This window comes from Rhodococcus sp. BL-253-APC-6A1W (assembly GCF_012843405.1).
Taxonomy (GTDB): domain Bacteria; phylum Actinomycetota; class Actinomycetes; order Mycobacteriales; family Mycobacteriaceae; genus Rhodococcus.
Genome location: NZ_JABAFB010000002.1, coordinates 142,642 through 164,848, shown reverse-complemented (window position 1 = coordinate 164,848; position 22,207 = coordinate 142,642). Strand labels below are relative to the sequence as shown.

The 22,207-nt window shown below is 68.1% G+C and carries 23 protein-coding genes; 16 read left to right on the top strand and 7 right to left on the bottom strand.

The window, feature by feature from the left end:
- Positions 1-100 precede the first annotated feature (100 nt).
- Positions 101-685 (bottom strand): GNAT family N-acetyltransferase, encoded by a 585-nt coding sequence (locus tag HF877_RS21600; protein WP_169619760.1) that lies wholly within the window; start codon positions 683-685, stop codon positions 101-103.
- A gap of 288 nt (positions 686-973) precedes the next feature.
- On the opposite strand from HF877_RS21600, the gene HF877_RS03300 reads away from it, so the two are divergent.
- The 4 genes from HF877_RS03300 to HF877_RS03285 all read left to right on the top strand — a co-directional run bounded on the left by HF877_RS03300 (position 974) and on the right by HF877_RS03285 (position 3,878).
- A complete protein-coding gene (locus HF877_RS03300) occupies positions 974-1,648 on the top strand; it encodes a sigma-70 family RNA polymerase sigma factor (protein ID WP_296550025.1) in 675 nt (224 codons plus the stop codon).
- Positions 1,645-1,929, top strand: coding sequence for a mycothiol system anti-sigma-R factor (gene rsrA, locus HF877_RS03295; RefSeq protein ID WP_169619759.1), 285 nt, complete (start codon positions 1,645-1,647; stop codon positions 1,927-1,929). The genes HF877_RS03300 and rsrA overlap by 4 nt, the downstream gene beginning before the upstream one ends.
- Positions 1,930-2,169: 240 nt before the next feature.
- A complete protein-coding gene (locus tag HF877_RS03290; protein ID WP_169619758.1) occupies positions 2,170-2,385 on the top strand; it encodes a biotin/lipoyl-binding carrier protein in 216 nt (71 codons plus the stop codon).
- Positions 2,386-2,402: 17 nt separating this feature from the next.
- Positions 2,403-3,878, top strand: coding sequence for a histidine kinase N-terminal domain-containing protein (locus tag HF877_RS03285; protein ID WP_169619757.1), 1,476 nt, complete (start codon positions 2,403-2,405; stop codon positions 3,876-3,878).
- 80 nt (positions 3,879-3,958) lie between these two features.
- Here the strand turns inward: HF877_RS03285 and HF877_RS03280 are convergent, their stop codons facing one another.
- Positions 3,959-4,213 (bottom strand): WhiB family transcriptional regulator, encoded by a 255-nt coding sequence (locus tag HF877_RS03280; RefSeq protein WP_072699424.1) that lies wholly within the window; start codon positions 4,211-4,213, stop codon positions 3,959-3,961.
- 243 nt (positions 4,214-4,456) lie between these two features.
- Positions 4,457-5,398: a diacylglycerol kinase family protein gene (locus HF877_RS03275; RefSeq protein ID WP_169619756.1), complete on the bottom strand. Its 942-nt coding sequence runs from the start codon at positions 5,396-5,398 to the stop codon at positions 4,457-4,459.
- Positions 5,399-5,445: 47 nt separating this feature from the next.
- Here HF877_RS03275 and HF877_RS03270 point away from each other — a divergent pair, with 47 nt between their 5' ends.
- Entirely contained in the window at positions 5,446-5,868 is a 423-nt protein-coding gene (locus HF877_RS03270) for a hypothetical protein (RefSeq protein WP_169619755.1), read from the top strand.
- 22 nt (positions 5,869-5,890) lie between these two features.
- Here HF877_RS03270 and HF877_RS03265 read toward each other — a convergent pair whose 3' ends face one another.
- Positions 5,891-6,361, bottom strand: coding sequence for a GNAT family N-acetyltransferase (locus HF877_RS03265; RefSeq protein ID WP_169619754.1), 471 nt, complete (start codon positions 6,359-6,361; stop codon positions 5,891-5,893).
- Positions 6,362-6,465: 104 nt separating this feature from the next.
- Here HF877_RS03265 and HF877_RS03260 point away from each other — a divergent pair, with 104 nt between their 5' ends.
- Positions 6,466-7,251 carry an AAA family ATPase gene (locus tag HF877_RS03260; protein WP_296549998.1) on the top strand — a complete coding sequence of 262 codons (786 nt, stop codon included), beginning with the start codon at positions 6,466-6,468 and terminating at the stop codon, positions 7,249-7,251.
- A gap of 11 nt (positions 7,252-7,262) precedes the next feature.
- Here the strand turns inward: HF877_RS03260 and HF877_RS03255 are convergent, their stop codons facing one another.
- On the bottom strand, positions 7,263-8,474 hold the full coding sequence (locus tag HF877_RS03255; protein ID WP_169619752.1) for a PQQ-binding-like beta-propeller repeat protein: 1,212 nt from the start codon (positions 8,472-8,474) through the stop codon (positions 7,263-7,265).
- Between the two features lie 5 nt (positions 8,475-8,479).
- A complete protein-coding gene (locus HF877_RS03250) occupies positions 8,480-10,165 on the bottom strand; it encodes a DEAD/DEAH box helicase (RefSeq protein WP_169619751.1) in 1,686 nt (561 codons plus the stop codon).
- A 201-nt stretch (positions 10,166-10,366) separates the two neighbouring features.
- Between HF877_RS03250 and HF877_RS03245 the strand changes: the two genes are divergently transcribed.
- Together HF877_RS03245 and HF877_RS03240 are read left to right on the top strand one after the other, a co-directional pair.
- Positions 10,367-11,059 (top strand): ferritin-like fold-containing protein, encoded by a 693-nt coding sequence (locus HF877_RS03245; RefSeq protein WP_169619750.1) that lies wholly within the window; start codon positions 10,367-10,369, stop codon positions 11,057-11,059.
- A gap of 45 nt (positions 11,060-11,104) precedes the next feature.
- Positions 11,105-11,335 carry a DUF3107 domain-containing protein gene (locus HF877_RS03240; protein WP_169619749.1) on the top strand — a complete coding sequence of 77 codons (231 nt, stop codon included), beginning with the start codon at positions 11,105-11,107 and terminating at the stop codon, positions 11,333-11,335.
- 108 nt (positions 11,336-11,443) lie between these two features.
- Here HF877_RS03240 and HF877_RS03235 read toward each other — a convergent pair whose 3' ends face one another.
- Entirely contained in the window at positions 11,444-12,103 is a 660-nt protein-coding gene (locus HF877_RS03235) for a TetR/AcrR family transcriptional regulator (protein ID WP_169619748.1), read from the bottom strand.
- Between the two features lie 377 nt (positions 12,104-12,480).
- Here HF877_RS03235 and HF877_RS03230 point away from each other — a divergent pair, with 377 nt between their 5' ends.
- The 8 genes from HF877_RS03230 (at position 12,481) to HF877_RS03195 (ending at position 22,186) form a co-directional block, all read left to right on the top strand.
- Positions 12,481-13,407 carry a DUF3152 domain-containing protein gene (locus HF877_RS03230; RefSeq protein ID WP_240951980.1) on the top strand — a complete coding sequence of 309 codons (927 nt, stop codon included), beginning with the start codon at positions 12,481-12,483 and terminating at the stop codon, positions 13,405-13,407.
- A gap of 28 nt (positions 13,408-13,435) precedes the next feature.
- On the top strand, positions 13,436-14,671 hold the full coding sequence (moeZ, locus tag HF877_RS03225) for an adenylyltransferase/sulfurtransferase MoeZ (protein WP_169619747.1): 1,236 nt from the start codon (positions 13,436-13,438) through the stop codon (positions 14,669-14,671).
- A gap of 112 nt (positions 14,672-14,783) precedes the next feature.
- Positions 14,784-15,638, top strand: a complete 855-nt coding sequence (locus tag HF877_RS03220) for a TIGR02569 family protein (protein ID WP_169619746.1) — start codon at positions 14,784-14,786, stop codon at positions 15,636-15,638.
- A 136-nt stretch (positions 15,639-15,774) separates the two neighbouring features.
- On the top strand, positions 15,775-17,247 hold the full coding sequence (locus tag HF877_RS03215; protein ID WP_169619745.1) for a nitrate/nitrite transporter: 1,473 nt from the start codon (positions 15,775-15,777) through the stop codon (positions 17,245-17,247).
- A 36-nt stretch (positions 17,248-17,283) separates the two neighbouring features.
- Positions 17,284-19,806, top strand: a complete 2,523-nt coding sequence (gene nirB, locus HF877_RS03210) for a nitrite reductase large subunit NirB (protein WP_169619744.1) — start codon at positions 17,284-17,286, stop codon at positions 19,804-19,806.
- Positions 19,807-19,901: 95 nt separating this feature from the next.
- A complete protein-coding gene (nirD, locus tag HF877_RS03205) occupies positions 19,902-20,342 on the top strand; it encodes a nitrite reductase small subunit NirD (protein ID WP_169619743.1) in 441 nt (146 codons plus the stop codon).
- Complete coding sequence (locus HF877_RS03200) at positions 20,339-21,472, top strand: uroporphyrinogen-III synthase (protein ID WP_169619742.1); 1,134 nt, start codon at positions 20,339-20,341, stop codon at positions 21,470-21,472. The genes nirD and HF877_RS03200 overlap by 4 nt, the downstream gene beginning before the upstream one ends.
- Before the next feature lie 3 nt (positions 21,473-21,475).
- Positions 21,476-22,186 carry a sirohydrochlorin chelatase gene (locus HF877_RS03195; protein ID WP_169619741.1) on the top strand — a complete coding sequence of 237 codons (711 nt, stop codon included), beginning with the start codon at positions 21,476-21,478 and terminating at the stop codon, positions 22,184-22,186.
- Positions 22,187-22,207: the final 21 nt, after the last annotated feature.

Here is a 22,207-nt window from a genome sequence, read left to right as displayed (position 1 = left end):
GATTCGGTGACCGCCTTCCCCTCCACGGTCACCAGCACCACCACCGGCGCTCCCAGCGCATGCGCCGACGATAGTGCAGATCACTTCTGACAGAAGCCGATCAGAAGACCTCGTCACAACACGCTGTTCTCCCAGGACACCGTGCAGTCGACTTCTGAAACTGACATCGGGGTTCGGCGCCCGCTTCGCAAGCAAAGGACGCGTACTCGGCGCCACCGGCCGAAGCGGCAGTCAACGTCATATAGACGCTGTGGGGATCGTCCCGGTAATCACCGAAGGGCCCACAGACGACGAAGCCCGCGCCGGCATACAGTGCCCGCGCCGGAGCGAAGAACTCCGTGCTTCCCGTCTCCAGCGAGACTTGCCGGACACCGCGTGAGACCGCGTCGCCGAGCAGATGGCGCAGCATCGCCCGGCCCACCCCGCTTCCTCGCCGGCGAGGGTCCGTGCGCATGGACTTGACCTCTTCGTGCTCCTGCCCGAGTGCGGCGAGGGCACCTGTCGCTGCGATTCCGTCGTCCCACTCGCCGACCCAGAGCCGTACACCCGGCTGCCGGAGACCGGACAGGTCCAGGGCGTGCCTGCTCTCCGGGGGCGCAGTCGGGGCGAGCTCGTCCAGATGAGCCTGGAGGAATGCGGCCAGTCGGGGGTCGGAGAAGTCGGCGCGATGGATGCGGAGGGTCACGGCGCAAGGGTAGTCAGGGGGACGCCGACGGCCGAATGCCGAGATCCGGTCCTCGCCGGCGTCATCTATCCCCCTTGGCGCGGAGACACCGCCGCCGACCAGCCGACCCGCGCGCCGACTCGCCGCCCGTCGGGAACAAGTCCGGTATGCGGTGTGTTGACCCCTTCGGACGTGCCCGCCGGCGCGACCGCTGTTGCTCGAGGATCGGAGACCCTGTTGGCAATCCTTTGCCCGCCCCGTCCGGCTACGGCAGGACCGGTAGCCTTCACGGAGAACGTCGGTGAAGGGATCGGTGTGGTCGAGGAGTCTGTCGAACAATTGGCCGAACGGTTCGAGCGTGAGGCACTGCCGCTGCTCGACCAGCTCTACGGTGCTGCGTTGCGGATGACCCGCAACCCGGCCGACGCCGAAGATCTCGTCCAGGAGACGTATATCAAGGCGTTTTCCGCGTTCGCGTCCTTCCGTGAAGGCACGAACATCAAAGCCTGGCTGTACCGCATCCTCACGAACACCTACATCAACTCCTACCGGAAGCGGCAGCGGCAGCCCGCGCAGTATCCGACGGACGAGATCACCGACTGGCAGCTCGCGGCGACCGCGGAGCACTCGTCGACGGGGCTCCGTTCAGCGGAGGTCGAGGCGCTCGACGCGCTGCCCGACGACGACATCAAGGCGGCGTTGCAGGAACTCCCCGAAGACTTCCGCATGGCGGTGTATTACGCCGACGTCGAGGGATTTCCGTACAAGGACATCGCCGAGATCATGGGAACCCCGATCGGGACGGTGATGTCGCGCCTGCACCGCGGCCGCAAGCAACTGCGTGGCCTGCTTGGCGACGTGGCTCGCGAACGCGGCTTCAATCGCGGCGGTGGAGTCGATGCGGCAGTGGATGTGGAACCGGGCGCGGGTGAACCGTCCGGGAACAGCGAGAACAGCAAGAACAGGAAGGGAGTCTCGCAGTGAGCGAGCCGACAGACTTCGAGCGGGTGGACTGCTCTGCGGTCATTGCGGACGTGTATCTGTTGCTGGATTCCGAGTGTGACGAGGATGCGCGAGCGAGACTCCAGGGGCACCTCGACGACTGTGGTGCCTGCCTCGAGGCCTACGGCATCGAGGAGAAGATCAAGTCCCTGCTGAGCCGCAAGTGTGGCGGAGAGCATGCGCCGGCGGGACTGCGGGAACGCCTGGTGCTGGAGATCCGCCGGAATGTGGTGGTGCACCACCACCGCGACGCCCAGAACTGACCGACTCGGCCCCCGAGCAAGAAGGACCGGAAAGCAACGCTTTCCGGTCCTTCCGTGTTTCCGAACGCCTCAGGCGTTGGGACGCTTGCCGTGGTTGGCGGCGTTCCCCTTGCGGCTACGCTTCTTGCGGCCTCGCTTACCCATGGTTGGATCTCCTTTCTCTTTCATTACAGTGTTTCACGTGCGGTCGAGTGGTCCTGTCGGCAGGTCCACCGTCCGGTTCGCGGAATGAGGTGTTCGATGGCAGAGGACGTACGGGCCGAGATGGTATCCACGGTCTTCGAGGTGGTGGTGAGCGAGGGACAGGTCGTCGCGGAAGGCGACACCCTGGTCATCCTCGAGTCGATGAAGATGGAGATCCCGGTGCTCGCGGAGACCTCGGGCACGGTGACGTCGGTCGGCGTCGCCGTGGGAGATGTGATCCAGCAGGGCGATCTCATCGCGGTCATCTCCTGAACAAGAAGGCGGCCTCCGTGTCCACCCTCAGTGCCCTTCTCGCCACCCACACCGATCTTCCCGGTGCCGCTGTCGACCACCTGCAGCGCGTCGTCGGGGAGTGGCAACTGCTCGCCGACCTGTCGTTCGCGGACGTGTTGCTGTGGGTGGACGCCGCGCCCGACGGGATCGTGTGTGTGGCGCAGTGCCGTCCCACCACCGCCTCGACCGTCATCCCGGAGGATGCGGTGGGGACCGTCGTGTCCGACGACGAACATCCTTATGTCCGTAAGGCTTTCAAATCGGGCGAGATCGTCACGGTCCGTCGCGGATCCAGCGACTCGATCCATTTGCGTCAGGCCGTGCCGGTGCGGTGGGCCGGGCAGGTGGTCGCGGTACTGAGCCGGGACGCCGCGCGGGTGTCACGGCGCTCGGCGAGTGCGCTCGAGACGGCATATCTCGAATGTGCCGATGCGCTCTACAGCATGATCAGCGAGGGAACGTTCCCCACTCCGGAAGCACGGTCGGACACGAAGTCCAGCCCCCGCGCCGGTGACGGTTTCATCCGTCTCGACCGTGAGGGCCGCGTCGTCTACGCCAGCCCGAATGCGTTGTCCGCGTACCACCGCATGGGATTCAATTCCGACCTGCTGGGTCAGGACCTCGTCGAGACGACCCGCTCCCTCGTGACGGATCCGTTCGAAAGTGCGGACGTCTCCGAATATCTCAGCGGGGCCGTGCACGGACGGCTGGGACAGCGCATGGAGGTGGAGGCGCGCGGAGCGACGGTGCTCATCCGTGCTCTCGTCCTGTCGCCCGGCGGCCGCATCGAGGGCGCCGCTGTGGTCATACGCGACGTCACCGAGGTCAAACGCCGTGACCGTGCCCTGCTCAGCAAGGACGCCACGATCCGGGAAATCCACCACCGGGTGAAGAACAACCTGCAGACGGTCGCGGCGCTGCTGCGGCTGCAGGCGAGGCGCACCGGCAATGTCGAGGCCAAAGAGGCGCTCGGCGAAGCGGTGCGCCGGGTCACGTCGATTGCGCTGGTGCACGAAGCCCTGTCGATGTCGGTCGACGAAGAGGTCGACCTCGACGGTGTTTTCGACCAGTTGATCCCGATCGTGGTGGATGTCTCGGCGGTGGGCAGCCAGATCCGGGTGCGCCGTGAGGGAAACCTCGGTGTGTTCCCCGCGGATCGCGCTACCCCGCTCGTGATGGTGCTCACCGAACTCGTGCAGAACGCCGTCGAGCACGCATTCGACCCCGGTGTTCACGGCACGGTGACGGTCCGGGCGAACCGGTCGGCCCGGTGGCTCGACGTCGTCGTGCGAGACGAGGGCAAAGGCCTGCCCGAGGGGTTCCGTCTCGAAGATTCCGACCGTCTCGGGCTGCAGATCGTGCGGACGCTGGTCGCTGCCGAACTCGGCGGCACGCTCGACCTGGCCGCGAACGAGACCGGCGGAACCGACGCGCGCCTGCGACTGGCACTCGGCAAGGTTGCCGGAACCTGATCCACGTTGTCGGCGAGACACCTACGACGTACGAAGGCCCGGTCCCCTCGGGGGCCGGGCCTTCGTACAAGTCGCGATCGTCAGACCGTGGTGCGAGCCCGGGTGCGGGCGTTGCGGCGCTTGAGTGCGCGTCGCTCGTCTTCGCTCATGCCGCCCCATACGCCGGCGTCCTGACCCGATTCGAGGGCCCACGAGAGGCACTCGGCGGTGACGGGGCAGCGGTTGCACACGAGCTTGGCATCGGCAATCTGCGCGAGAGCCGGTCCACTGTTGCCCACAGGGAAGAACAGTTCCGGATCCTCGTCGCGGCAGATGGCTTCGTGGCGCCAGTCCATGCTTCTACTCTCCTTCGATGGTGCTGTGCACCGGATGATTGTCTGTGCGTGTTCACGCTTGCGGCGCGAAGTATTTCCGCGCGGTTACTTGTGAATGCTTTCACGAACTTGCGTGAAGTCAAGAGAATCGACCGCGACCGTGTGGAAGCTCACGCCGACGAAGGGGCGAAGCATTCGTCAATCCTTCTTTCTACACCTGTTCGGCCGAAAAGTAAGCAGAATCACAACATTCGAGCACGCTGCTCACTGTGCAGGAGCGACGACTTCGAGTATCGAAGGCACGGACACGAACTCCACATCGGTGCGAAGCCCCAGGTAGTCGCCGTCCACCTGCAGGCCGATCGGTCGCGTCGACCGGGCGCGCACGTGCGTGACGTCGTCCGCGCGCAGCAGATACGGAGACGACGGATCTCCCTGCTTCGCGAGCAACTGCCGCACGACGCGCAGGCTCGGCACGACCCGCATCGTCGCCATCGCGAAGACCCCCAGGCCCGTGCCGAACGACGTACCCGGGTTCGTGTGCACCGGGCGCCTGTCGAGAAAGGTCCACGGGCTCGAGTTGGACACGAAGGCGTAATACACCCCGGCGACCGGATCCTGCCCCGGCACTTCGAGCGTGAGTGCCGGTTCGATCCGCTTCGACGCGAAGAACTGTGTGATCGCATGTCGCACATACCGCGAACTCGTCGCCTTCTTGCCGCTGAGACGACTCAGATCGACCGCTTCGCACACCTGCGCGTCGAGACCGAGCCCCGCGTTGAATACGAACCACCGCCCGTCGCAGTGGCCGAGCCCGATGCGGCGGGCCGTGCGATCGGCGAGCAGGGCGAGCAGTTGTTCCGTCGCCTCCATCGGGTCCGGTGCGATCCCGAGAGAGCGAGCGAACACGTTCGCCGATCCGCCCGGCACCACGGCGAGGCGGGGCAGCGTCGGATCGGGACCACGGTGGGGGGAAGGCCCCAGCAGGCCGTTGACGATCTCGTTCACGGTGCCGTCGCCACCGTGAGCGATGACGACATCCATCCCGTCCGCGTGCGCGGAACGGGCCAGGTCCGCGGCATGCCCCCGGTGCGTCGTATGCGCCACGGTGAGCTGCGTTCTGCCCGACAGCGCGTGAGCCAGCCGGTCACGACCGGCCGGAGTGGTGGTCGTCGCGTTCGGGTTCACGATCAGCAGGGCACGCACGGAGCATCAGCCTAAGTGCTATCGCGCCGGTCCACTACGCTGGTCGGGTGCCCACTGAAACACCTCGTACCCGTACCCCGTCGACCGTCAAGGTTGCCGGGTCGCTCGTCGTGCTCGAAGGCGTCATCGCCATCGGGTTCGCGGTGTACTCGGTCATCCGGGCATGGTCGGGTAACTACGACCAGTCGGTGAGTAACGGCTACGGCCTCGCGCTGTGGCTGTCGATCCTCTTCGGCGGCGTCCTGGCCGCGGGCATCGCGCTCCTGCGCGGCGCGCACTGGGGACGTTCGATCGCTGTCGTCGCGCAGCTTCTGCTGTTGCCCGTGGTGTGGTCGCTCCTCACCGATTCCCATCAGGTGTTCCTCGGTGCGCTCATGGGGCTGATCGTGGTGCCGGCGCTCGTGCTCCTCTTCAGCCCCGCCACCACCCGGTGGCTCGCCCGCGACTACGTGCCCGAGGACGAGCACTGAACCGGGCCGCGTCGGAGGCCGGTCAGGCGCCGAGCTCGCGCAACGCGTCACCGCTGAGACGGAACGTCGTCCACTCGTCCTGAGGGACCGCACCCAGCGACCGGTAGAAACCGATGGACGGCTCGTTCCAGTTCAGCACAGACCAGCTCAGCCGGGTGTAACCGCGCTCCACGCATTCGTGGGCCAGTGCGGCGAGCAGCGCGCGCCCGTGTCCCGCACCGCGATGTTCCGGCCGGACGTAGAGGTCCTCCAGGTACACGCCGTGGACCCCGTCCCACGTGGAGAAGTTCCGGAACCACAGCGCGACCCCGACGACGGTGCCGTCCGCCTCTTCCGCCACATGGCCGAACACCGACGGTTCCGGACCGAACAACGCGGACCGGATCTGTTCCGTCGTCACGGTGCACTCGTGCCGGGCTTTCTCGTAGTCCGCAAGGTCGTAGATCAGGCCGGTGACGGCTTCGACATCGTCGGGACGGACTCTGCGGATCACGGGCGGTACACCTTTCGGGAGCGTCGGAGGGGTCTGCACGATGTGCCGGGAAGATGCCGCGCCGTTACCGCACACCGGAGCGCCGAATACGCGAGGATCGACCCGTGACAACCGTACTTGCAGTGGCAAACCAGAAGGGTGGCGTCGCCAAGACCACCACCGTCGCGTCGCTGGGGGCCGCCCTGTCCGCGCTGGGACAGCGGGTGCTCCTCGTCGACCTCGATCCCCAGGGATGTCTCACCTTCTCCCTGGGCCACAACCCGGACCGGCTCGACAAGTCGGTGCACGACGTCCTCGTGGGAGAGACCAAGGTGCAGGAGGTGCTGGTCGAGGCGGGAGAAGGCATCACGCTCATGCCCGCGACCATCGACCTGGCCGGTGCCGAGGCGATGCTGCTCATGAAGCCGGGCCGTGAGTACACCCTCAAACGCGCACTGGCGACGGTCGCGGACGACTTCGACGTGGTGATCGTCGACTGCCCTCCGTCCCTCGGGGTCCTCACCCTCAACGGGCTCACCGCGGCAGACTCCGTCCTCGTCCCGCTGCAGTGCGAAACGCTCGCCCACCGTGGCGTCGGTCAGCTTCTGCGGACGGTCCAGGAGATCAAGCAGATCACCAACCCCGAACTCGAACTCCTCGGCGCACTTCCCACGCTGTACGACTCGCGGACCACACACAGTCGTGACGTGCTCGCCGACGTGTCGGATCGGTACGACCTGCCGGTGCTCTCGCCGCCCATCCCGCGAACCGTGCGGTTCGCCGAGGCGTCTGCATCGGGTTCGACCGTGCTCGCCGGTCGGAAGAACAAGGGCGCGGACGCCTACCGGGAACTGGCCGAGAACCTGCTCGCGTCATGGTCGAAGGGCACCGCTCTGCCCACGCTGGACTGACCCCGGCGTCGTCAGCGCAGCGCGACGACCTGGTCTCCGCGTTGCTCGAGCACGAGTTCACCGGTGACCGCGACGTCCACTTCCGGTGCGTCGCCCCGTTGAACGGGAATCTGCCGCCGGACGTTGCCGGACGCGGGATCGACCGCCGCGACCGCGTCGTCGACCGGCAGGAGCAGTGAGCCGGCCATCGCCGCTCCGGTCCCGAGGGTGTCCTCGACGGTCCATGCCGGCGCGAAATCCTCAGGGGACAGGGCGACCGTGTCGAGACCCGTCCACCAGACCAGTACCCCCTCCTGTTCGGTGGCGGGTGCGGTGCCGTTGCCGGCGACACGTCCGAGGTCGTGGGTGTCGACGAGTGCGCCCGAGCCGTCGTACACCGCGATGCGTGGGCCGCCGCCGGGTCCCGGCGGCATGTACACAGCGGTGCGCTCACCGAGCACGGCGACGATGCGTGCGCCTGCTCCGGTCTGTGCTTCCGGCAACACCGACGACGCGTATTGCTCGGGTTTCTGGCTGTCGTCGGGCGTGGGGTCCAGCAACGTGAGGCGATTGGCTGGTTCGTTCGGGCACTGCTCGAGTACCGCGAGACGGCTCGTCCCGGCGTCGGCGGAAAGTAGTTCGCAGCCGGACCGGGGCTGGGCCCGCGGGTTGACGGGGGCGTCGACGTACCCGTATTCGACGGTGCGCACGAGGTCGGACCGCCACATCTCGAGCCGGGTGTCGCCGAGTGCGATGACGTGGGAGCCGGCGTCGATGAGCCGGATCTCCTCGTCTGCGTCACCGGTTCGCTGCGCCCCGCGCGCTCCGCTGTCCGAGTCGAGCGCGGTGACCTGGCCGCAGCCGCGTGCGTCGCGGTAGACCGAGACCACCGAACCCCACGCACCCGTTGCGGCGCACAGCGGACGGTTGCGCTCATACCGCCATCGTTCGTCGCCGGTGACCGGATCCCGGCCCACCACCGTGTTCGCGTCGGCCGTCGCGACGGTGCCTCCGAGCGCGACGGGCGCCGACGTGGCCCCGCTGGGTGCCTGCCACACCTCGGTGAGGGTGTCGGGCAGCGTGCCGGCGAGCGGGGGAGCGGACACCGGCTCGTCCCACGTGATCGAGGTGGTGCCGCGCGCATCGGACCGAAGCCAGACGACACTCGCCGCCACCAGGACGGTGACGACGAGTGTGGCGGCGACGAGCAGATCCGTGCGTGTGCGGCGCTCCGGCGCGAGCACGGGTCCTACTGAGCCGGCGATGCCGCGACGGTGTCCGCGCTCGAGGCGTCCTGTGAGGCCGTGTCGTGGCCCGCGGCGCCGTTGCCGCGACGACGGCGACGACGCCGTGCCGGGGAAGCGGGTGCGTCGGAACCGGCGCGCTCGGATGCGCCCTCGGCCTGCGGGTCCTTCTGTTGGCCGTTCGACGCCTTCGGCTCCGTAGCGTCGGCGCCCGAGGCGGCAGCGGTGTCACCGTCGGACGCCTTGCCGCGGACGGTGCGGCGGCGCACGCGGTTGCGCTTGGGCCGGGACGCCGTCTCCTCGCGATCCTCACGCGGGCGACGTTCGGCGGGCTCGCTCTCGGCGGACCGCGCCGGAGCCTGCTTGTGCACGCGCCCCGTGGTGCCGGCAGGAATGCCGAGTTCCTCGAAGAGGTGCGGCGAACTGGAGTAGGTCTCGACCGGATCGGGCATGTTGAGGCCGAGCGCCTTGTCGATCAGTTGCCAGCGGGGAATGTCGTCCCAGTCGACGAGGGTGATCGCGATGCCGGTGCGGCCCGCGCGACCCGTACGGCCGATGCGGTGCACGTACGTCTTCTCGTCTTCGGGGCACTGGTAGTTGATGACGTGGGTGACGTCGTCGATGTCGATGCCGCGTGCCGCGACATCGGTGGCGACCAGCACGTCGATCTTGCCGGCGCGGAACTTGTCGAGCGCCTTCTCGCGTGCGATCTGGCCCAGGTCGCCGTGCACGGCGCCGCAGGCGAAGCCACGCTCGACGAGATCGTCGGCGACCTTCTGTGCGGTGCGCTTGGTACGGGTGAAGATCATGGTCGCGCCGCGGCCCTCGGCCTGCAGCACGCGCGCGACGAGTTCGGCCTTGTCGAGCGCGTGCGCACGGTAGACGTGCTGCTGGGTGCGCTCGTGCACGGCCGACGACTCGGCTTCCTCCGCGCGGATGTGCGTCGGGCGGTTCAGGAAGGTGCGGGCGAGCGTGATGATCGGGCCCGGCATGGTGGCCGAGAACAGCATCGTCTGACGCTTGTCGGGCACCATCGTCAAAATGCGCTCGATGTCGGGCAGGAAGCCCAGGTCGAGCATCTCGTCGGCCTCGTCCATGACGAGTACGCCGATCTTGCCGAGGATCAGGTGACCCTGGTTGGCGAGGTCGAGCAGCCGGCCCGGGGTGCCGACGACGACGTCGACGCCCTTCTGCAACTGGGAGATCTGCTGCTCGTACGGGCGTCCGCCGTAGATCGAGAGGACTTCGAGGCCCTTCTTGCCGCTGCCGGGCAAGTACTTCGCGGCGCTCACCAGGTCGCCGGTCACCTGGACGCACAGTTCGCGCGTCGGGACGATGACGAGCGCACGCGGGGTGCCGTCGAGGGTCGTGGTGCCCGAACCGTCGGTGGTGATGCGGTTGAGCAGCGGGACCCCGAACCCGAAGGTCTTGCCCATGCCCGTGCGGGCCTGGCCGATGAGGTCGTCGCCCGCGAGGGCGAGGGGGAGTGTGAGCTCCTGGATTGCGAACGTACGGTCGATGCCGACCTCGGAGAGTGCCCGGACGATTTCGTCGCGGACGCCGAGCTCTCCGAAGGTGGGGGGAACGTGGGTGGAGTCGAGCTGTGCGGAGACGGTCGTTTCGGTCGCGTCGTCTTCGTGGTCGATTGTGATCTTGCTCAGGGGTCCGGCCTTCCTGGTCTCGGCACGCACGCACGAGGTCGGGCAGGGGACCGGCCTGCGCCTCAGCACGAGCATTGTCAGAAGCTCGGCGAAGCGCGGCGATCCGCGGTCGGGTGCGCGCACATTATCGGTGAAGCTCGCGGGCTGCGTTCAGCAGCTCGAAGCGCGAACTTCAAAGACCATTGTACCGGTTCCGGCGGATTCGCCGAGGTAGTACTACGCTTTGTCGTCATGGGAGCCGAATCGTCGCCGTCCACAGCATCATCCAGCCCGACCCTCGTCCCCGCCGACCATCCCGGCGTCGCCGAGTTGTTCGCGGTGATCGCCTACGGCGAGATCGCCGCGTTCTACCGTCTCGCGGAGGATGCCAAGTTCTCCCCGTCGGTACGGGGGCGTGTCGCCCTCGCGAGCATGGCAGCGGCGGAGATGAGCCACTTCGAGACGTTGAACGCGGCGCTCGACGACCGTGGTGTGGAGATCTACGCCGCGATGGAGCCGTACCGGCAGGCTCTCGACGCCTATCACGCGTCCACCACCCCGTCGACGTGGCTCGAATCCCTCGTCAAGGCGTACGTGGGGGACGGGATCGCCGCCGACTTCTACTGTGAGATCGCCGACCGGCTCGCCCCGGAGGTAGCCACGGTGGTGCGCGACGTGCTCGCCGCGACCGGGCACTCCGAGTTCGTCGTCCGTGAAGTCCGTGAAGTCGTGGAACGAAGCCCACTCCAGAAGGACCGCCTGATGTTGTGGGGGCGCCGGTTGCTGGGCGAAGCCATCACGCAGGCCCAGTACGTGCTCGCCCAGAACGAGGAGCTTGCCGAACTGGTGATTCTCACCTCGGGCGACCTCGCAGGCATTGCCGCCCTGTTCGACCGGATGCAGGTCGAGCACACCAAGCGGATGGCAGTGCTCGGACTGCATTAGCCTGGCGGTGACAAGCAGTACAGCCTGAGATTTCGGAGGTCCCCAGTGGAGGTCAAGATCGGCGTTGCGGACAGCCCGCGTGAACTCGTCCTCGTCAGCGACCAGACGCACGACGAGGTGGAAAAGCTTGTGACCGACGCACTGAGCGGCAATGGCAGCGGCGTGCTCGCTCTCATCGACGAGAAGGGCCGCAAGGTTCTGGTGCAGGCGGCGAAGATCGCGTACGTGGAGATCGGCCCCTCCACCATCGGGAAGGTCGGCTTCGCAGCCATCTGACCACCGGACCGATACGGCGAGAGGCCGGGGCGACATCGCCCCGGCCTCTCGCCGTATCGCTGTACTCCCGGCTGCGTCCGCGACGTGCGGCCGGCCGGGACGGCCTCGTCAGCGCAACCGTAGTTCGGGCTGGAGCGGGACGTGCTTGAGTCCGCCCCATGCGAGCGCGACCGTCGTGTCGACGGCGTCGTCCTTCGGGATCGGCCGCGCGGCGTCGAGCCAGTAACGCGCCGTGAACTGGCTGGTGCCCACCAGCCCGACCGCGAGGATCCGCGCACGGTAGGGGTCGAGACCGGAATCGTGACTCACCAGATCGAACACGGCGTCCACACACGCTTCCGTGGCCTGCTCCACGCGGCGCGACACTTCCGGCTCACCCATCAGGTCCGATTCGAAAACCAGCCGGAACCCCTGGCTGTCGTTGTCGACGAAGTCGAAGAACGCCTGGACGGCGGCGCGGACGCGCTGGCGGTTGTCGGTGGTGGACCGAAGTGCCTGCCGGACCCCGTTGATGAGGACGTCGACGTAGTTCTGGAGGACGGCGCAATACAGCTCGAGTTTCCCGGGGAAATGCTGGTACAGCACCGGCTTGCTCACCCCCGCGCACTCGGCGATCTCGTCCATGCCGGCGGAGTGGTAACCGCGTGTGACGAACACTTCACTCGCAGCCTCGAGCAGCTGGGCACGCCGTTCGTCCCTCGGCATCCGGGCACCACGCTTGTTGCCGTTGTTGCCGCGGCCGGATGCCCGGTCGGCCAGTTCGGTCATGCTTGCTCCAGTCTGCGCACTTTCGCCGACAGTGAGCAGCGCCACTTCGGCTTCGATCGTCCTTGCAGGTTACAGGCCGCCGCGCTTTTCTCCTGGTCGGCCCCACGCCCAGTATCCGCTTTTCCCCTCACCCTCCGCAGGACTGCCGGGACCGCCCGTCGGATTCTCGTGGATGTGACATTCTGTCAACCGTGATAGACCGAGGAGGAGCGCGACCGAGCCGGTCCGCGGAGGACTCCACCCGGACCCCGCCATCCGGTTTCCCGGCACAGCGACCGCCGTCCGGCTCCCGGCAACCTCCCGAACCGCGACACCCGTCCGAACCGCGCCGCACTTCCGGTGCGTCGCGGGTATCCAGGCGCGATGCGTACCAGCCGCTGCGAGCCCAGTGGGACCCGGTGGGTGGAGACGACCCGGCGCGGGAACCGCGCAGGCCCCGGCCCGTCCGAGAGGTCCGGAAGCAGAGCCGGCTCGGCAAGTTCGTCGCAACATACGGATGGCGCGCGTACGTGGTGCCCGTGCTCGTCGTGGTGACCGTCGTGGTGCTGTGGGATGCGTTCAGAGGAACCGGCGACGACGGCGCAGCCGAAGAACAGAGCATGGTGGACGCGGGCGAGATCGTCGCGGAAGCGCCGCGGGCGGACGGGCTGTTCCCGGCGGATCTCGCGTCCGGCACCCTTCCCGACGGCGGACCGTTCACCGAGCGGGGTGCGCAGAGGTGGCGTGTGCTGCCCGGCACGACCGCGCGAGTGGGCTCGGAGGCGGCACGCACCTTCACCTACACGGTCGAGGTCGAGGACGGGATCGACACCGCGGGTTACGGCGGTGACGACGCCTTCGGACTCCTGGTCGACCAGACGCTCGCCGACCCTCGGAGCTGGGTCGGTGATCCCCAGTTCGCTTTCCGCCGGATCGACGTCGGCACCCCCGACTTCCGTATCTCGCTCACCTCGCAGATGACCATCCGGGAGGGATGCGGGTACGACATCCGGCTCGAAGGGTCGTGCTTCAATCCGTCGCTCGGGCGGGTCCTGCTCAACGAAGCGCGCTGGGTTCGCGGAGCGGTCGCCTTCCAGGGCGACCTCGGCTCCTACCGCCAGTACCTGGTCAATCATGAGGTCGGGCACGCCATCGGCTTCGCTCAGCACGAGCGGTGCGGGGTGCAGGACGGTCTCGCGCCGATCATGATGCAGCAGACCTTCGGCACGAACAACGACGACATCGCCCGGCTCGATCCCGGCGGGGTGGTGCCGGCCGACGGGCTGCGGTGCCGCTTCAACCCGTGGCCGTACCCGAGGGCGTGACGCCGCCGCGACTGTGAGCGGTGGAACAATGGACCACGACCGTCCCGCCGGCCGAGGAGTATCCGTGACCGTATCGACGCCCTCGGTGGATCCGAGCGCCTTGCAACCGCTGGTGGAACCGGCTGCCGACCTCGATCGTGACGAGGTCGCCCGATACAGCCGGCACCTGATCGTTCCGGACGTCGGTGTGACCGGACAGAAGCGGCTCAAGAACGCGAAGGTGCTGTGCATCGGTGCGGGCGGCCTCGGTTCACCGGTGTTGCTGTATCTGGCCGCGGCGGGTGTCGGCACCCTGGGCATCGTCGAGTTCGACGAAGTCGACATGTCGAATCTGCAGCGGCAGGTGATCCACGGCCGCTCCGATGTGGGCAGGGCGAAGGGCGAGAGTGCCCGCGACAGCATCAACGCCATCAACGAGCACGTCGACGTGCGGTTGCATCCGACCCGCCTCGATTCCGGCAACGCGGTGGCTCTGTTCGAGCAGTACGACCTGATCGTGGACGGCACCGACAATTTCGCGACCCGCTACCTCGTGAACGACGCCGCGGTGCTCGCCGGCAAGCCGTACGTGTGGGGATCGATCTTCCGTTTCGAAGGCCAGGTGTCCGTGTTCTGGGAGAACGCTCCCGGCGGGCGCGGCCTGAACTACCGCGATCTGTATCCCGAGGCGCCGCCGCCGGGCATGGTGCCGTCCTGCGCCGAAGGCGGTGTCCTCGGTGTCCTGCCCGGCACCGTCGGCACGATCATGGCGACCGAGGCCATCAAGCTGATCACCGGGATCGGTGAGCCGCTGCTGGGACGGCTGATGATCTACGACGCACTCGCGATGTCGTTCCGCACCGTGACGTTGCGCCGGGATCCCGGCCGCGTACCGGTCACCGAACTGATCGATTACGACGTGTTCTGCGGCGTCGTCCCGGACAACGCGGCGGCAGCCGCCGATGCGACGATCACGCCGGGCGAGTTGCGCAGGATGCTCGACGAGGGCCGCGACGTCGAAGTGATCGACGTCCGCGAACCGGTGGAGTGGGACATCGTCCGCATCGACGGTGCCCGGCTGGTTCCCAAGGGCCGCATCCTGTCGGGCGAGGCCCTGGCCGAACTGCCGCAGAACCGGCCGATCGTCCTCTACTGCAAGACGGGCGTGCGGTCGGCGGAGGCGCTCGCCGTGCTCACGCGCGCGGGGTTCTCCGATGCCACCCACCTTCGCGGCGGTGTACTCGCGTGGGCGCAGCAGATCGATCCCTCCCTGCCCGTCTACTGACCGCCGGCGCCGGGCCGTTGCCGCATCCTCCGGCCCGTTGTCGCCGAGCTGTGACCGGAAAACAGCGGAGTGCCTCCCGGGACCCGGCAGGGTACGCCGGTACCGTGTGGGCGTGAGCTCACTCGAACCACCGCAGCACGTGTGCTCTACGTTCGGCCTTCGCGACGTCGAGCCGGTCGCCCTCGGCGCCGACTGGGACGGCGGTTTCCGGTGTGGAGACGTGGTGCTGTCCCGGGTCGCCGACCACGCCCGCGCGGCGTGGTCCGCGAAGATCAGGGAGACGCTGACCGTCGACGGAGTACGGCTCGCCCGGCCCGTCCGCTCGACCGACGGGCGTTACGTGGTGTCCGGATGGCGCGCCGACACGTACATCGTCGGGACTTCCGAACCCCGGCACGACGAGGTGGTCTCGCTGTCGCTGCGGTTGCACGTCGCGACCTCACAACTCGAGCGCCCGCGCTTCCTCATGCAGCCACCGGTGGCACCGTGGCAGGACGTCGACGTGTTCGTCGCGGCCGACCGCGCGGCGTGGGAAACGGTGCCGCTGCGGACCGCGCGCGCTGCGGGTGCCCCCGAGACGGTCACCCCCGACGGACTCAAGAGCCTCGACCTCATCGGGCAGCTCGCCACGTTCCGGAAGCCGGTGCACCTGCCCGACCAACTCGTGCACGGCGATCTCTTCGGCACCGTCTTGTTCGCGGGACGAGCCGCGCCGGGCCTCACCGACATCACGCCCTACTGGCGTCCCGCGTCGTGGGCGGCCGCGGTGACCGTCGTCGACGCGTTGTCGTGGGGCGGCGCCGACGACGGTCTCATCGCACGGTGGGAAGACCTTCCGGAGTGGCCGCAGATGCTGTTGCGCGCCGTGATGTTCAGGCTCGCGGTCCATGCGCTGCACCCCCGATCCACCGAAGAAGCGTTCCCCGGGCTGGCGCACACCGCCGACCTGGTCCGATTCCTTCTCTGATATCGGTTACCGCCACCTCACACCGTCGCCCGTCACCGGGTGAGCATCTCTTGACGCGACGGTCATCGCGGGCAGCACCGCGGCAACACCCGTTGCCTACCTTGGGTTCATCACACACCTGAGAAGGGCGGCCGGCATGGCGGATTCGGTCCGGAACGAGACTCTCCGAGAGAGATTCGCGCGCAAGCACTACATCGAGAGCTGGGACGCCGAAGACGTCGAGGCGTGGGAGTCCGGCGGCAAGCAGATCGCCAAGAGAAACCTGATCTGGTCGGTCATCGCCGAACACGTCGGATTCTCGGTGTGGTCCGTGTGGTCGGTCATGGTGCTGTTCATGCCCACCGACATCTACGGCATCGACGCCGCGGGCAAGTTCTTCCTCGTCGCGGTGCCCACGCTCGTCGGTGCCGTGCTCCGCATTCCCTACACCGTGGCGACCGCACGATTCGGTGGCCGTAACTGGACCGTCTTCAGTGCGCTCGTGCTGTTCGTCCCGCTCATGGGCGCGCTGTATCTGATGCTGAACCCGGGGCACTCGTACAGCACGTTCATGCTGGTCGCGGCGCTTGCCGGCGTCGGCGGCGGTAACTTCGCCTCGTCGATGACGAACATCAACGCGTTCTACCCCCAGCGACTCAAGGGCTGGGCACTCGGGCTCAACGCGGGTGGCGGCAACATCGGGGTGCCGGCGATTCAGTTGATCGGCCTGCTGGTCATCGCGACCGTCGGCAATACCGAACCGTGGATCGTCTGCGCCGTCTACCTGGTGCTGTGCGGTGCGGCCGCGATCGGTGCGGCCCTGTTCATGGACAACCTCGGCGACCAGAAAGCGGACCTGCGTGCCATGGGCCGCGCGCTGAAGTTCAGTGACTCGTGGGTCATCTCCTTCCTGTACATCGGCACGTTCGGTTCCTTCATCGGCTTCAGTTTCGCGTTCGGCCAGGTGCTTCAGATCAACTTCCTCGCCGGCGGCGACACACCCGCCCAGGCTGCTCTGCACGCCGCCCAGATCGCCTTCATCGGCCCGTTGCTCGGCTCGCTCTCGCGTCCGATCGGCGGGAAACTGGCCGACCGTATCGGCGGCGGCCGCATCACGATGTACACGTTCGTCGGTATGGCGCTCGCCGCCGCGGTACTGATCGTGGCGGGAACCCTCGACGACGCGAGCGCCGGCGCAGCGTCCGGCGGCGTCCTGACGGCCATGGTGCTCGGGTTCATCGCACTGTTCCTGTTGTCCGGCTTGGGCAACGGCTCGGTGTACAAGATGATCCCCTCGATCTTCGAAGCGAAGGCCCAGGGCCTTGCCGGTGCCGATCGTGCCGAGAAGGCGGCGTGGTCGCGCAGCATGTCCGGCGCCCTCATCGGATTCGCCGGTGCTATCGGCGGACTCGGCGGCGTCGGTATCAACCTCGTCTTCCGCGGTTCGTACGGCGGCGAGGCACAGTCCGCCACCATGGCGTTCTGGGTCTTCGCGATCTTTTACCTCGTCTGCATCGCGGTGACGTGGGTCGTCTTCCTTCGCCGCCCGCAGCAACCCGTCGAGTCGTCCGCACCCACATCGCCCGCACCGGTGACCCCGGCGACGCGACTGTCCGACTCCACCGTCTGACACCGATCCGCCTGCACGAACAGAGAGAGACTTCCCATGAGCCGCAAGAACGTCGTCGTCGTCGGACACGGAATGGTCGGGCACCGCTTCGTGGAGGCATTGCGTTCCCGCGACGAGCACGACGCGTGGAAGATCACGGTCCTCTGCGAGGAACCGGACCCCGCCTACGATCGCGTCGGATTGTCCTCGTACGTCGGAACCTGGGATCGCAGAGAACTCGCGCTCGCCGGAAACGACTATGCGGCAGACCCTCTCGTCGATCTTCGGGTTTCTTCCCGCGTCGTGTCGGTCGATCGGGCGGCGCGTACGGTGACCACCGATGCCGGTGACGTGCTGGCCTACGACGCGCTCGTCCTCGCGACCGGTTCCTACCCGTTCGTGCCGCCGATCCCCGGCAACGCACTGCCGGGGTGTTTCGTCTACCGCACGCTCGACGATCTCGACGGCATCCGGGCGGCGGCCGACGCCGCGTCCGTGCACGGTGACGCCCCGGTCGGTGTGGTGGTCGGCGGCGGCCTGCTCGGGCTCGAGGCCGCGAACGCTCTCCGCCGGCTGGGAATGTCTCCGCACGTGGTGGAGTTCGCGCCGCGTCTGATGCCGCTGCAGGTCGACGAGGGCGGCGGACGGGTCCTCGAACGGCTGGTGACCGACCTCGGGCTCACGGTGCACACCGGGGTGGGCACGGCCGGAATCACCGAGGGGCCTTCCGGTCTCGTCGTCGAACTGTCCGACGGATCGACGATCGACGCCGCGGTGCTGGTGTTCTCCGCCGGAGTGCGCCCGCAGGACACGCTCGCTCGCGACGCCGGTCTCGAGGTGGGCGCGCGCGGCGGTGTCCTGACCGATCTCGGCTGCCGCAGCACCACGGACGACGCGGTCTATGCCATCGGAGAGTGCGCGGCCGTCGAGGGCACGTGCTACGGGCTGGTGGCCCCCGGGTACAGCACCGCAGAGGTGGTCGCCGACCGACTGCTCGGCGGCGCTGCCGAATTCCCCGGTGCGGATCTGTCGACCAAACTCAAGTTGCTCGGTGTGGACGTCGCCAGCTTCGGCGACGCGCACGGTGTCACGCCCGGTGCACTCGAGGTGGTGCTGTCCGACTCGGCGAAGGGCACCTACGCGAAGCTGGTCGTCTCGGACGACGCGAAAACGCTGCTCGGCGGAATTCTCGTCGGCGACGCGTCGGCGTACGGCACGTTGCGTCCACTCGTCGGCCGCGAACTTCCGGGCGACCCGGCGACGCTCATCTCCCCGGCAGGTGAAAAGCCCGGCGCCGGAGCGCTTCCCGACGATGCCGAGGTGTGTTCGTGCAACGGCGTCACCAAGGGCGCGATCTGCGGGGCGATTGCGGACGGGGCGTGCGACATCGCGCAGGTCAAAGCGTGCACCAACGCCGGCACCACGTGCGGCGGGTGCCTGCCCACCGTCAAACAACTTCTCAGCAGTTCCGGTGTGCCGATGTCGAAGGCACTGTGCGAGCACTTCGAGCAGTCGCGCGCCGAGCTGTTCGAGATCGTGCGAGCCACGCAGATCCGCACCTTCTCGGCACTGATCTCGCGCTACGGCACCGGCCGGGGCTGCGACATCTGCAAGCCCGTCGTCGCGTCGATCCTCGCGTCCACCGACTCCGACCACATCCTGCATCGTCAGCAGGCAGGGCTCCAGGACACCAACGACCACTTCCTCGCCAACATTCAGAAGAACGGTACCTACTCGGTGGTGCCGCGGATGCCCGGTGGCGAGTGCACCCCCGAACAGCTCATCGTCATCGGGGAGGTCGCGCGCGATTTCGGGCTGTACGTCAAGATGACCGGCGGCCAGCGTATCGACATGTTCGGTGCCCGGGTGGAGCAACTGCCGGCGATCTGGAAACGGCTCGTCGACGCCGGGATGGAGTCCGGGCAGGCCTACGGTAAATCGCTGCGCACGGTGAAGAGCTGTGTCGGCTCGACCTGGTGCCGGTACGGCGTGCAGGATTCGGTCGGGATGGCGGTGGATCTCGAAATGCGATATCGCGGTTTGCGAGCGCCGCACAAGTTCAAGTTCGGCGTCTCCGGTTGCGCGCGCGAATGCGCCGAAGCGCGCGGCAAGGACGTCGGGGTGATCGCCACGGAAAACGGCTGGAACCTCTACGTGTGCGGTAACGGCGGGCAGTCCCCGAAGCACGCGCAGTTGCTCGCCGGTGGGCTCGACGACGAGACCCTGGTCCGGTACATCGACCGGTTCCTGATGTTCTACATCCGCACCGCCGACCGGTTGCAGCGCACGGCGCCCTGGCTCGACGCGCTCGACGGCGGGCTCGAGCACCTGAAGGACGTCGTGTGCGGCGACAGCCTCGGCATCGCCGCCGAACTCGAAGCCGCGATGGCAAAGCATGTCGCCGGGTACAAGGACGAATGGGCGGGAGTGCTCGAGGATCCCGAACTGCTGGCGCGTTTCGTCTCCTTCGTCAATGCCCCGGAGCAGCCGGACCCAACCATCCGATTCGACGACTCCGGCAAGCGGAAGGTACCCGTCCTGGTCGGCATGCCGAAGATCGGGCGGGGTGCGTCCGCGTGACGTGCCTGCTTACGTGGAGGGAATCGGTGGGTAACGCGCGTGAAACACCGGGGCCACAGAATGCCAGGACGGAAGTTTCGAGGAGGGACCATCCCATGACCGTCATCGAGTCGCATACCGCTGGGGGTTCGACGCGTGAGAGCGTGTTCGACGGGCGCCTGGAATGGACGTCGGCCTGTCCGCTCAGCCACCTCATTCCCGGCCGCGGAGTGGCCGTCCTGCTGCGCGGGGGCGAACAGGTCGCGGTGTTCCTGCTCGACGACGGCACGCTGCGCGCGGTCGGGAACTTCGATCCGTTCGGCCGCGCCGCCGTGATGTCCCGCGGCATCGTCGGGGACCGCGCCGGCGAACCCACCCTTGCCTCACCCCTTCTCAAGCAGGTGTTCTCGCTCGACGACGGTCGCTGCCTCGACGACCCGTCGGTGCGGTTGCCGGTCTACGACGTGCGAGTGTGGGCGGGTGTCGTGCAGGTCCACAGCCACCTCACCAGCGCGCGCTCCGACGACGGTCCGGCGACCGGCGCAGAGCTTTCGTGAACCAGGACAACACGCCGCTGCGCGGTTTCACCGTCGGAGTCACGGCGGCGCGACGTGCGGACGAGTTCGCGACGTTGCTCACGCGGCGCGGCGCCGACGTGGTGCACGCACCGGCGATCCGCATCATCCCGCTCTCGGACGACACCGAACTCGAGCGGGTGACCCGCAGCATCGTCGCCGGCCCACCGGACATCACGGTCGCGACGACCGCGATCGGATTCCGCGGCTGGATGGGAGCAGCGGACGGGTGGGGGCTTTCCGACGATCTGGCGCGCTCCCTTGCGGGCAGCCGCATCCTGGCCCGGGGACCGAAAGTCACCGGGGCGATCCGCGCCGCGGAATTGCGCGAGGAGTGGTCACCGGCGTCGGAGTCGTCCGCCGAGGTGCTCGAACACCTGCTCGCCGAAGGTGTCCGGGGCCGCCGGATCGCGGTCCAGCTGCACGGTGAGCGCACCGAGTGGGAGCCGGGAACGGATGTGTGCGAAGCGCTTCGGGCCGCGGGTGCGGATGTCGTCGCGGTCCCCGTCTACCGGTGGACTCCGCCCGACGATCCCGCGACGCTGGACCGCATGATCGAGCAGGTCGCCGATTACGGACTCGACGCGGTGAGCTTCACGAGTGCACCGGCGGTGGCCTCGATGCTCATGCGCGCCAAGGACACCGGAATGCTCGAACTGATGTTGCGAGGGTTTCGCACCGGTGTCGCCGCGGTGTGCGTCGGCCCGGTCACCGCGGCGCCGTTCGTCGCTCTCGAGGTGCCGGTGACGATGCCCTCGCGTGCACGGCTCGGCTCGCTGGCGCGGCACCTCGCCGAGGAACTTCCGCGCCGCGCCGTGCGGATCGAAGCCGGAGGGCATGTCCTCGGAATGCGCGGGCGGTGCGTGATGGTCGACGACACCACCCGGTGCCTGGCCCCGGCGGGGATGGCGCTGATCCGGACGCTCGCGTCGCGGCCCGGACGCGTCGTCTCCCGCGAAGAACTGCTCGCCGCGCTTCCCGGAGGCGGCGGAGACACCCATGCGGTGGAGACGGCGGTCGCGAGGTTGCGGTCGGCCCTCGGAGCGCCGTCGATCGTTCAAACCGTGGTCAAGCGCGGCTACCGCTTGGCGGTCGATCCGGAAGGACCCTGAGCCATGACCGATCCCGCTCTGCTGCTCGTCGCCCACGGCACCCGCAACCCGCGCGGAGTCGAGATGATCGCCCGCCTCGCCGACGCGGTGTCCGGCCGGGTCGGCGCGACCCGGGTGGCATTCGTCGACGTACTCGGTCCGTCGCCGTCCGAGGTGCTGCGCGAGGTCGCGGGGCCGGTGGTGCTGGTGCCGGCATTCCTCGCCTCCGGATATCACGTGCACGCAGACGTGCCACGGGAGGTCGCCGACAGCGGTCACGGCAGAGTGCTGGTCACTCCGGCTCTCGGCCCCGACCCGGTCCTGGCGCGTGTGCTCGTCCAGAGGTTGCGCGAGGCCGGGTGGCGTCCCGGGGATGCCGTGGTGCTCGCGGCGGCCGGGTCGTCCGACCCGAGGGCACTGCACGACGTGCACCGCGCAGCCGACATGCTGTCGGCCCTGACGCACCGGACCGTGTCCATCGGCTACGTCGCGACCGGAGAACCGCGCGTGCCGCAGGTGGTCGAGGAGCTGCGCGAGCGAGGAGCCCGGCGGGTGTTCGTCGCGTCGTATCTGTTGGCCGAAGGACTGTTCCACTCCCGTCTGTCCGGCGCCGGCGCCGACGGGGTCACCGCCCCGCTCGGCGTGACGGCGCCTGTGGTCGATCTGGTCGCCCGCCGGTACTACGCCGCCGTTCCTGCGCTGAGGGCAAGCGCGGGGGTGCGCCCGGCGCGGTGATACGGCCGTACGCCGGACGCG

What these genes read in the sequence shown, in the direction of transcription:
- HF877_RS03235 (WP_169619748.1), bottom strand. Translation starts at nt 12,103, where the DNA reads ATGACCGAACTGGCCGACCGGGCATCCGGCCGCGGCAACAACGGCAAC.
- HF877_RS03280 (WP_072699424.1), bottom strand. Translation starts at nt 4,213, where the DNA reads ATGGACTGGCGCCACGAAGCCATCTGCCGCGACGAGGATCCGGAACTG.
- HF877_RS03215 (WP_169619745.1), top strand. Translation starts at nt 15,775, where the DNA reads ATGGCGGATTCGGTCCGGAACGAGACTCTCCGAGAGAGATTCGCGCGC.
- HF877_RS03290 (WP_169619758.1), top strand. Translation starts at nt 2,170, where the DNA reads ATGGCAGAGGACGTACGGGCCGAGATGGTATCCACGGTCTTCGAGGTG.
- HF877_RS03245 (WP_169619750.1), top strand. Translation starts at nt 10,367, where the DNA reads ATGGGAGCCGAATCGTCGCCGTCCACAGCATCATCCAGCCCGACCCTC.
- HF877_RS03195 (WP_169619741.1), top strand. Translation starts at nt 21,476, where the DNA reads ATGACCGATCCCGCTCTGCTGCTCGTCGCCCACGGCACCCGCAACCCG.
- nirB (WP_169619744.1), top strand. Translation starts at nt 17,284, where the DNA reads ATGAGCCGCAAGAACGTCGTCGTCGTCGGACACGGAATGGTCGGGCAC.
- nirD (WP_169619743.1), top strand. Translation starts at nt 19,902, where the DNA reads ATGACCGTCATCGAGTCGCATACCGCTGGGGGTTCGACGCGTGAGAGC.
- moeZ (WP_169619747.1), top strand. Translation starts at nt 13,436, where the DNA reads ATGGACCACGACCGTCCCGCCGGCCGAGGAGTATCCGTGACCGTATCG.